The 11,686-nt window shown below is 61.1% G+C and carries 3 protein-coding genes; all 3 read right to left on the bottom strand.

Annotated features, from left to right (window positions below; translation table 11 throughout):
- Window positions 1-3: 3 nt before the first annotated feature.
- The 3 genes from K5D32_RS19430 to K5D32_RS19420 are packed head-to-tail and all read right to left on the bottom strand — an operon-like array spanning window position 4 to window position 11,530.
- Window positions 4-7,818, bottom strand: a complete 7,815-nt coding sequence (locus K5D32_RS19430) for a non-ribosomal peptide synthetase (RefSeq protein ID WP_221601480.1) — start codon at window positions 7,816-7,818, stop codon at window positions 4-6.
- Entirely contained in the window at window positions 7,815-11,228 is a 3,414-nt protein-coding gene (locus tag K5D32_RS19425) for a non-ribosomal peptide synthetase (RefSeq protein ID WP_221601478.1), read from the bottom strand. Before K5D32_RS19425 ends, K5D32_RS19430 begins: the two co-directional genes overlap by 4 nt.
- A complete protein-coding gene (locus K5D32_RS19420) occupies window positions 11,225-11,530 on the bottom strand; it encodes a hypothetical protein (protein ID WP_221601476.1) in 306 nt (101 codons plus the stop codon). Before K5D32_RS19420 ends, K5D32_RS19425 begins: the two co-directional genes overlap by 4 nt.
- Window positions 11,531-11,686 lie beyond the last annotated feature (156 nt).

Raw genomic sequence — 11,686 nt, 5'->3', positions numbered from 1 at the left:
CTGCTAAGCAATCAAATTATCAATTTCCTCCGCTGATAAACGTTTGAGTGCCTCTAGCGATTTAGTCAATTCGTCCAGTGCAGGGTCACTTTTGCCATTTTTTTGCTCGATCACGGCAACCAGACCCGCCACACAAGGTTGTTCAAACAACTCTTTGAGCGAAACCTCGTGCTGCAATTGCTCGCGCACACGAACCAGCACCTGCACCGCCACCAGCGAATGACCGCCCAGCTCGAAGAAATTGTCGTTCAAGCCAACCCGTTCGACTTTCAGCACATCCGCCCAAATCGCCGCCAATTGCTGCTCCAGTTCGCTCTGGGGCTCCACATAACTGCTCTGCAACTGGCTGGCATCCGGTTTGGGCAAGGCCTTGCGATCCAGCTTGCCGTTGCCGGTCAATGGCATGGCGTCCAGCACTACGAAATGAGTCGGCACCATGTAATCCGGCAGATGGGCCTTGAGTTCGGCTTTCAGTTCATCGCGCAGGGTTGGGTGATCGATGCTTGAATCCTGGGGCACCAGATAAGCCGCCAGTTGCCCGTCCAGCGCCAGTACGATGACTTCCCGGACACTGGCCTGCACTTGCAGACGCGCTTCGATTTCACCCAGCTCAATACGGAAACCGCGAATCTTCACCTGATGGTCGATACGCCCGGCGTACTCGATCACGCCTTCGGCGCGATAGCGGGCTAGGTCACCGGTGCGATACAAGCGACCGCCGTCCTGAGAGAAAGGGTCCGGCACAAAGCGCTCAGCCGTCAGGACTGCACGGTTGTGATAACCCCGCGCCAGGCCTGCATGACCAATATGCAGTTCGCCGCTGCAACCCAGTGCCACCGGGTTGAAGTCCGCGTCCAGCACGTACCAGGACAGATCGGGAATCGCCTCGCCAATGGGGCTGGCGGCACTCAAGGTATCCGCCTGGGTGATCGGGCGATAAGTCACGTGGACCGTGGTTTCGGTGATGCCGTACATATTGATCAGTTGCGGGCTTTGATCGCCAAAGCGCTCGAACCATGGGCTCAGGCTGGTAACGTCCAGCGCCTCACCACCAAAGATCACCGAGCGCAGGGCCAGAGCTTTTTCGCTGTCGCAAGCGACCCGCATCAATTGCTTGAACGCCGATGGCGTCTGGTTCAGCACCGTGACATTTTCCTGCACCAGCAAGGCGTGGAAATCTTCCGGTGAACGGCTGACGTCACGAGGCACGATGACCAAGCGACCGCCGTGCAGCAATGCGCCAAAAATCTCCCAAACCGAGAAGTCAAAGGCGTAGGAATGGAACAGCGTCCAGACGTCCTGATCACCGAACCTGAACCACTCATCGGTGGCCGAAAACAGGCGCATCAGGTTGTGATGCGGCAACAGCGTACCCTTCGGCTTGCCGGTGGAGCCCGAGGTATAGATCACATAAGCCAGGTTATCGGGCGAGCTCAGGTTGACCGGATTGCTCCCGGCATAACCTTCCAGCGCATCGCTCAGCGACAGGGTTTTCACCTGCGGCGGCAGCGGCAAACTGGCCAGCAGGTGATCCTGGGTCAGCAGCAACGCAATGCCGCTGTCGTCCATCAGGTAATTCAAACGCTCCTGCGGGGAGTCCGGGTCCAGCGGCACATAGGCACCACCGGCCTTGAGGATCGCCAGCAGGCCGACGATCATTTCCAGGCTGCGCTCAACCGCCAGCCCGACCCGCACATCCGGGCCAACGCCCTGCTCCCGCAGTTTATGGGCCAAACGGTTAGCGCGACGGTTCAGGGCCTCGTAAGTCAGTTGCTCATTGCCCAGGCTCAGGGCAATGGCTTGGGGTACGCGAGCGGCCTGGGTTTCGATCAGTTGATGAGCGCATTGTGCGCTTGGCCATGTCTGCACGGCTTGCGTCCAGCCAGTCGGCAATGTCAGTTCGCCCAAAGAGGCCGACGGCGCAGCGCTGAGGGTTTGCAGCAAATGGTCGAAATGGCTGGCCAGTTGCGCCACGGCCTCGGCAGCGAAGTGCTGGCGGTCATAGCTGAAACGCACCGACAGCACGTCGCCCGCTTCGACAACCAAGGTCAGCGGGTAATGCGCCTGTTCCTGATTGTGCAGGCCACTGAAGGCCAGGCCTGCCGGAGCCTGTTGCAAGGCCTCGGACACCGGGTAGTTCTCGAACACCAGAATGTTGTCGAACAACGCTTCGCCACCACTGGCTGCCAGACGCTGGATTTCGTACAACGGTGTATGTTCGTGCTCGCGCAAAGCAAGGTTCCTGGCCTGTACCTGCTGCACCCAGTCCGCCACGCTCTGTTCGGGACGCGGGCTGGCAATGACCGGCAAGGTGTTGATGAACAGACCCAATTGCTCTTCGACACCCGGCAAGTCCGCAGGACGTCCTGCCACAGTGGCACCGAAGGTCACGCTGGACTGCCCGGTGTAGCGCTGCAACAGCAGCAGCCACGCTGATTGCACCAGCGTGTTGAGGGTCACACGCTGCTCGCGGGCGAAATCACTCAAGCGTTGAGTGCCCGCTGCATCGATCAGGTGGAAGTAATCGCCATAACCCTGCCCGCCTGCAACGGATTTAAGCGCCTGTACCAGTCGGGTCGGCTCATCCAGCTCGGCCACCTGTTCAGTCCAGAAGCGCTCGCTGGCCTGGGCATCCTGACGTTGCAGCCATTCGATGTAATCGCGATAGCGGCTGCCCTGTTGTGGCATGGGCTGACCGCTGTAGCGTTGCAGCACTTCGCCCAGCAAGCGCGAACTGCTCCAGCCATCCATCAGGATGTGATGGCTGGTGTAGATCAGGTGATGGGCCGTGTCCGACGTGCGCAGCAGCGCCAGACGCAACAGCGGCCCTTGGGCCAGATCGAAGCCTTTTTGCCGATCAGCCTGCGCCCAGTCATCCAGCCACGTCGCCTGTTGTCCGCGGGCATCCAGCTCGACAAAGGGCACGATGGCCTGACGTTGCACCACTTGCAGTGAGTGCTCAAGGTGGCTGACAAATGCACTGCGCAGCACTTCATGGGCATCCACAGACGCTTGCCATGCAGCCTTGAAGCGCTCGACGTCCAGACCCGACACATCGACGCGCAACTGGTTGATGTAGTTGCCCGCTTCCTGCTCGAAAAGGCTATGGAACAACATGCCCTGCTGCATCGGTGCCAGCGGGTAGATATCGTCGATATTCCCGGCAGCAATCGGCAAGCGGTCCAGCTGCGTCTGAGTCAGGGCCGCCAGCGGGAAGTCCGATGGCGTGACGCCCTGCTGGCCATTGAGACAATGCTCGATCACAGCCGTCAGCGCCTGCTCGTATTGATGCGCCAGAGCCTCGATGGTCGAAGCCTGATACACCTCGGCACTGAACGCCCAATCCAGTTGCAACTGACCATCGAAAACCTGGCCGTTGATGCTCAACCCGTTGCTCAACGGCCCGTCTTCACTCAAGGCATGGCCGCAGCTGTCAGCGCTCGGCACAAACAACGCGCCTTCACTTTCATTGAAGCTGCCGTCAAATTGTCCCAGGTAGTTGAAGGTCACTTGCGCCTGGGACAAGGCCGCCAGTTCGCGACCAAAACCGGCATCGCCCAGGTAACGCAGCACGCCATAGCCGACGCCCTTGTTCGGCACCGCACGCAGTTGCTCCTTGATGCCGCAGATGCTGGCACCCACTTCGGCGTGTGGCGTCACCTTGACCGGGAACAGGCTGCTGAACCAGCCGACCGTGCGGCTCAGGTCCATATCGTCAAACAGGTCTTCGCGGCCATGGCCTTCCAGCTGGATCAGCACCGAAGACTGCTGGCTCCACTCACACAACACCTGCGCCAGTGCAGTCAGCAGCAGGTCGTTGACCTGGGTGCGATAAGCCGCTGGCGCAACCTTGAGCAGCTTGTGGGTCAGGTCCTTGCTCAGCCAGGACGAAGCGTGAGCAACATCGCGATTGCGCTGCGTGCCCTCGGGATTGTCCCGGGGCAGCGGCTGGATATCGCCGCTGAGGGTTTGCAGCCAGTAATCACGCTCGGCAGCCAGGGTTTCGCTGGCAGCATAACGATGAAGCTGCTCGGCCCAAGCCTTGAGGGAACTGGTCTTGGCGGGCAGCGCCAGAGCCTTGCCGGTATTCAGGGCGATATAGGCCTGTTGCAGGTCTTCCAGCAACACTCGCCACGACACGCCGTCCACGACCAAGTGGTGGATGACCAGCAGCAGGCGCTGCTCGCCTTCGGGCAGGCTCACCAATACTGCGCGCAGCAACGGGCCGTTTTTCAGGTCCAGACTGCGCTGGGCTTCGTCGGCCAGCTCGGTCAGGCGCGAGATATCGTCCAGCTCATGGACCCACAGCAGGTCGCGGGTGTTCAGCGGCCCGAAGGTCGCCTGCCACTGACCGTCCTGCTGGGCAAAGCCCAGGCGCAACGCATCATGTTGCTCGATCAAGGCCTGCAAGGCCGCCAGCAGATGGCTGGCTTCCAGTGGGCGATTGGGCTTGAGCATCACTGACTGGTTCCAGTGATGACGCTCGGGAATGTTCATCTCGAAGAAGCGCGCCTGAATCGGCAGCAGCGGCAAGTTGCCGCTGACCTGCTCGACAACGGCAGCAGTTTTTTTCTGGATCAGTTTGGCCACCGTCGCCAATTGCGCGATGGTCTGTTTCTCGAACAGCTGCTTGGGGCTCAGCTTGAGGCCCTGACGCTTGGCACGGGCAATGATTTGCAGGCTGAGGATCGAGTCGCCGCCCAGCTCGAAGAAGTTATCGGTGGTGCCGACCTTCTCCAGCTTGAGCACATCGGCCCAGACGGCAGCGAGTTTTTCCTCGATCTCGCCCACCGGCGCGGTATAGCGCTGTTTAACCACGCCCGGCTTGGGCAAGGCGCGTTTATCCAGCTTGCCATTGGCGGTCAGCGGCAGGCGCTCCAGCACCACGAACTGCGCAGGCACCAGGTATTCCGGCAGGCTGGCAGTCAACTGTTCGCGCAGGGTGTCGACTTGCAGCGTCGCTCCCGCAGCCGCTACGCAATAGGCCACCAGTTGCAGGCGGGATTCGTCGCCCTCAACCCCTTGCGCCACCACCGTGGCTTCGGCCACCGAATCGAAGCGCAACAGCACCCGCGCCACTTCGGCGGGCTCCACGCGATAGCCGCGCACTTTGACCTGATCGTCACTGCGACCGATAAATTCCAGCAACCCCTGACGGCTGCGACGCACCCGATCACCACTGCGATAGACACGCTGTCCTTCGACGGCAAAGGGGTCTGGCACAAAGCGTTCGGCTGTCAGGCCGGGTTGCCCGAGATACCCCAGCGCTACGCTGTCGCCGCCGATGTACAACTCGCCCGCGACCTGTTCGTCGCTCAGGTTCAGCACATCGTCCAGCACGTAGGCATGAGCACCCGGCAATGGCGTACCTACCGGCACGGAGCGAGCCGGGTCGATGGCCTGGACTTCATGAGTCAGCACGCCCACCGTGGTTTCACTGGGGCCATAGTGGTTGATGAAACGGCAGCCCGGCTTGAGCTGGCGAACCTGCTCGAACAAGGCTGGCGGGCACGCCTCGCCACCGACGATCAGCGCATGCTGTGGCAGTACGTCGGCGGGATTGGCGGCCTGCAACAGCGCGGCAAGATGGCCGGGCACGATTTTCAGCACACCGACGCGATGCTCGGCCATGTACTCGGCAAAACCATCCGGGTCGAAACCCTGGGCCTCGGTCAATACATGCAATGGACGCCCCGAACACAGGGCACCGAACAGCACGGTATGGCCCAGGTCGGCGGCGATGGTCGAAACCAGCGCCATGCTGGCGTTCGGAGCCAGCTCCAGACGCTCCAGCAGACCGCGTACATAACTGGCCAGCGCGCCATGGCTGACCAGCACACCCTTTGGCTGGCCGGTGGAACCGGAGGTATGAATCACATAGGCCGGTGACTGCGCCGAAACCTTGCTGACCGGGCTGCTCGCAGGCTGTTGCTGCCAGAGCGTGGGCGCATAGGCCAGGCCCTGACAGCCAGCCACCGCCAGCGAAGTCTGGCGCTGATCGCCTTCGGCACACAGCAGCACTCGGGCACGGGCGTTTTCCAGCATCTGTTGCAGGCGCGCATCCGGGGCCTTGACGTCCAGCGGCATGTAAACACCACCCGCCTTGAAGATCGCCAGCACCGCCGTGAGCCAGTCCAGGGAGCGCTCCATCAGCACCGCCACGGGCTGGCCTTCGCTCACACCCAGACTCACCAGATGATGAGCCAGACGATTGGCCGCCTGATCCAGTTCGGCGATGCTCAAGGTGCGCTCAAGGCAACGAGCGGCCAGGGCATGAGGCTGCTTCTCGACCTGAGCCTGCCACTGTTGCAGCACCTGCGCAGCAGGTTCACGGGCAATTTGCGAAGGCTGGACCGGCAACGTGCCGAGGCTGAACAAGGGCGCGTCGGGGGCTGAGAGCAAGGTCTTGAACAGCTCCAGCAATGCCGGGATGAACCCCTCGACCGTCGAGCGTTTGTACAGGTCGCTGGCAAAGGTCATGTCGCCATGAATCAGCGTGCCGTCGTCGGTGATGTCCAGCGCCAGATCGAAATGCGCACCGTCCTTGTGGAACTCGTACTCGCTGACGTCCAGCCCCGGCAGTTTGAGGGCCACTTTCTGTTTGAGGACCACGTTCTGGTTGAACTTGGCCTGGAACAGCGGGTTGTGGCCCAGGCTGCGCTCCGGCGCCAGTTGATCCACCAGTTGCTCGAACGGCACGTCCTGATGAGCCTGAGCACCAAAGGACGTTTCACGAATCCGGGCCAGCAGATCGAGATAGCTCAGGCGCTCGTCCACTTCGCAGCGCAGCACCTGGGTATTGATGAAAAAGCCGATCAGGCCTTCGGTTTCAGCCCGGCCACGGTTGGCATTGGGCACGCCTATGCGGATGTCCCGCTGCCCGGCCTTGCGGGACAGGAACAGGGAAAAACCGGCCAGCCCCAGCATGAACAGGCTCATGCCCTGGCTGCGGGCAAAGGCGTTCAGTTGACGGGACAGGTCGAGGCCGAAGTCGAAGTGCAGTCGCTCGCCCTGAAAACTCTGGGTCGCAGGCCGCTGGAAGTCATGGGCGGCTTCCAGCAGTGGCTGCTCATCGCCCAGTTGCTGACGCCAGTAATCGAGTTGTCGCTCGCCCTCACCCGCTTCCAGCCACTTGCGCTGCCAGATCGCATAATCGGCGTACTGCAAGGGCAATTCCGGCAACACCGGTTCACGGCTCTCGCTGTAAGCCTGATAGCAGTGAACGAACTCCTGAATCATCACGTCCATCGACCAGCCGTCAGAGACGATGTGATGCATGCTCACCACCAGCACATGCTCATCGGCAGCCAGGCGGTACAGGCTGGCACGCAGCAGCGGGCCTTTCTGCAGATCGAACGGCTGGCGAGTGCTCTGCTCGACCTGCTGAGCCAGCTCGACCTCACGAACATCCACCGACAACGCCGACAGATCGACGCGTTCCAGCGCCACACACTGATTGCCGAGGATCACTTGACGTGGCTGGTCGCCTTCGGTGTTGAAGACCGTACGCAGGACTTCATGACGCTCGATCAGATGATCGAACGAACACAGCAGCGCCGACTCATCCAGCTCACCGCGCAGACGCAAGCCGGTGGTCATCTTGTAGGCATCGCTCAGCGGGTCGAGCTGCCAGAGAAACAGCAGGCGCTGTTGCGCGAAAGACAACGGAATCTCGTCGAAATCATGACGGCTGACCGGCACTGGCAACAGGCTGAAATCCTTGCCTTCCTGGCGCAGTCGGGCGAGAAACTGTTGACGCTGTTCCAGGGGCAGCCCGACAAAGCGTTTAGCGATACGTGCAGCAGTAGTCCCGGTCATGCGCCAAATTCCTCCAGTGAATCCATGAACTGGTCCATATCGCTCCAGTCGTTGTCAGCCGTGTCATCGGTGAGCAGCGCCACTTCGGCGGCCAGATCGCTCAGTACAGGTTTCTCGAACAGGACGCGCAGCGGCAGGCTGACGCCCAGTTGCGTCTTGATCCGGGCAATCACTTGCGCAGCCAGCAGGGAATGACCGCCTAGCTCGAAGAACTGATCGTCCAGCCCTACCTGCGGTACGTGCAGCACTTCCACCCAGATGGCGGCCAGACAGATTTGCAGCTCGGTTTGCGGTGCGCGATAGATGGCCTGCAACTGGCTTGGGTCAGGAACCGGCAAGGCCTTGCGGTCGAGCTTGCCGCTGGGCGTCAAAGGCAGGTTCGGCAACAGCAGCAGATGGGTCGGCACCATGTAGTCCGGCAGGCTGGCTTGCAGTTGCGCCTTGATGTTCTGGCGCAGCGCCGCCTGTTCGGCATCGGTGGTCGCAACGGTTTCAGGCACCAGATAAGCCACCAGTTGCGTGCTGCCGGCCAGTGGCAGCGCCAGAACCACCGCTTCGCGAATGCCGGGGCACTGTTGCAGGCGCGATTCGATTTCACCCAGCTCGATCCGGAAGCCGCGAATCTTCACCTGATGATCGACGCGACCGATGTACTCCAGCGCGCCATCGGCGCCCAGCCGCGCCCGGTCACCGGTGCGATACAGCCGTTCACCCGCCACGAACGGGTCGGCAATAAAACGCTCGGCGCTCAGCGCTGGCTGGCCGTGATAACCACGGGCCAGACCCGGCCCGCCGATATACAACTCACCCACCGCGCCTTGAGGCAGCAGGTTCAACTGATCGTCGAGCACGTACAGGCGACGTCCCGCCAGTCCCTGACCAATCGGCACGCCGCGCCAGGAAACGGTGTCCGGCGTCAATGCGCTGCAATCATGAATGCTCGACACCACGGTGGCCTCGGTCGGGCCGTAGGTATTGAGTAGCACCACATGCCCCAGACCGGCCTTGCGCCACAAGCGCAAGCCTTCCACCGCCATGGCCTCGCCACCCACATGAATCTGACGCAACGCGCCATAGTGCGCGGGCCGACGGGCGGCGTAATCCTGAACCAGGGTCAGCCAGTACGCGGCAGGCAAGTCCGCCAGGGTGATGCCATGCTCGACAATCGCCTGATGGAAGGTGCTGCTGTCCCAGAGCCGATCATCGCGCAGCACCACACAGGCCCCGTGGCAAAGCGGCGGATAGAACTGCTCCACAAAGCCATCGAAACTGTTGGTGGCGAATTGCAGAACCCGATCACCTTCGCGCAAATCGCTGTAGGTCGCGCCCAGGGTGATAAATTCGGCCAATGCTCCGTGACTGATGGCCACGCCTTTGGGGCGACCGGTGGAGCCGGAGGTGTAGATCACGTAAGCCAGATTGGCCGGATCGACGTTTACATCCAGATCATGTTCGGCGACATCGTTCTGCTCAGCCTGCCGGTCCAGAAGCAAGCACTGGATATCGCCCAGCGGCGGCAGATCGGGCAGCAGTTCGCTACGGGTCAGCAACAACTTGAGGCCGCTGTCTTGCAGCACATGGCTCAAGCGCTCGGCCGGTGTCTTGGGGTCCAGCGGCACATAGGCACCGCCCGCCTTGAGCACAGCCAGCAACGCCACGGCCATTTCCAGCGAACGGCCCAGCGCAATGCCCACCAATACGTCGGGACCCACACCTTGCTCACGCAAGCGGTGGGCCAGACGATTGCTGAGTTTATTCAGTTGCTCGTAACTCAGGCCGGGTGCCTGGCTTTCACTCGCCATGACCAGCGACTGCGCCTGGGGCGTGCGCTTGACCTGTGCCTCGAACAGACGATGCGCAGGCGTGGCAATGCTGGCCCGTGGCGCTGCGTCCACCGCCAGCAATTGCTGGCGCTCGTCAGCCGCCAGCATCGACAACTCGCCCACCGGCTGCTGCGGATCAGCACAGGCCGAGGCCAGCAGGTTGCGCCAGTGTCCGGCCAGACGGACGATGGTCGCCTCGTCGAAAATATCGGTGGCGTAGGTAAAGGCCGCATTGAGCTGTTCGCCTTCGCCGCTGGTGGCCAGCATCAGGTCGCTGGCAGCAGCATGGGCGCGCCCGGCGGCGGCCTGTTGCTCGGCGGGCAGATTCGCAACCCGCAGGCCGCTTGCCAGTTGCTTGTCCAGCAGATCGGCAACCACCGGCTGATGGTTGAACATCACCTGGAACAGCGGGTTATGGCTCGGGCTGCGCTCGGGCTGCAAGGCATCGATCACGGCATCGAACGGCAACTCCTGATGGGACTGCGCACCCATCGCCGCCTGACGCACGGTCTGCAACAGGTCGACAAAACGGGTCTGCGCCGTCACTTCGCTGCGCAGCACCTGAGTGTTGATGAAGCAGCCGATCAAACCCTCGGTTTCACTGCGCGTGCGGTTGGCAATCAGCCCGCCGACGCGGATATCGGTCTGCCCGCTGTAGCGATGCAGCAGGCTCTTGAAGGAGGCCAGCAATACCACGAACAAGGTGACGCCCTGGCGCTGGGCCAAGGTTTTCAGGTCCCGCAGCAGCGCGGTGTCCAGCGAGACTTCCAGGCGTGCGCCCTGATGAGTCGGCAAGGCCGGATGAGGCCGGTCGGTGGGCAGTTCCAGCACCGGATGCTCTTCACCCAGATGCTCGCGCCAGTAATCCAGCTGACGCTCCTGCTCCCCCGCCTCCAGCCAGCTGCGCTGCCACAACGCATAATCGCGGTATTGCACGGCCAGCGGATTCAGTTGCAAGGGCTTGCCAGCGACCAGCGCATCGTAGCCATGCAGCCATTCATCGATCAGCACATTCATCGACCAGCCGTCGGTGATCATGTGATGCAGGTTCAACAGCAGCACATGCTCCTGTTCTTGCAGACGCAGCAGACGAATGCTGAACAGCGGACCTTTTTCCAGATCGAAAGACTGCCCGGCCTGACGGGCCATTTCCTCATGCGCCTTCGACCAGCGCTGATCAAGTGGCAAGGCGCTCAGGTCCAGCAGCTCAATAGTCACCGGCGCAGGCTCGGCCACCCGCTGGAAAGCACGGTCTCCTTCCTGGCCAAAGGTCGTGCGCAGGCTTTCATGGCGTTCCACAAGGACACTGAATGCCCGCTCCAGCACCGCGACATCCAGCGAGCCGTTCAGGCACACCGACATCGGCAGGTTATAGGCGGAGCTTTCAGGGTCCAGCTGCCAGAGAAACCACATGCGCTGCTGGGCATAGGACAAGCCATCACGCTCAACAAGCCCAACGCAGGACGGGATCGGGAACAACGAAAAGTCCATGTCCTCCTGGCGCATACCGTCGAGAAACAACCGACGTTTTTCAGGAGGCAGCTCGACAAAACGGCGAGCCAGTTTATGGGCGTGTTCGGGATTCATGCATTGGGTCCTTGCTGAATAGGCCTGACCATGAGGCTTGGTCGTATCAACAAGAACGAACTGGAGACAAAATATTTAACGGAAATTAATGCTTGATAGCTCACGGCCTTGATGCGCAAGAAAATGCGCACCAAAAATTGACCATGAGCGCTGAAAGCCACGTTTTTAAAGGCTTCCAACCCATATGCAAGAAGTTGCGCAGGTGCGCAAGCCTTTGCGCACTTTTTGCTGAATCCTTCGCCTTTTTTCCAGTCCGCAAAACGCCATATGCCTGTATTTGCTGGATGAATTTCTGTCGGCACGCTTTTTGACAGTCCTCACTCCGTGCAACGGGCGTTATTGCCCCTAAAGACGGAGGAAAAAGGATGTCCGCACCCGCCCATCAAACGCATTTCAGCCTGAACCTGCAAGACGTCAAACACGACTTCAAGGTACTGGCCTTTACCGGCACAGAGGCC

Source organism: Pseudomonas cichorii (genome assembly GCF_019719005.1).
GTDB lineage: Bacteria > Pseudomonadota > Gammaproteobacteria > Pseudomonadales > Pseudomonadaceae > Aquipseudomonas > Aquipseudomonas cichorii_E.
Note: the sequence above shows the minus strand (reverse complement) of the source record. Positions and strands in the feature narration are given on the sequence as shown.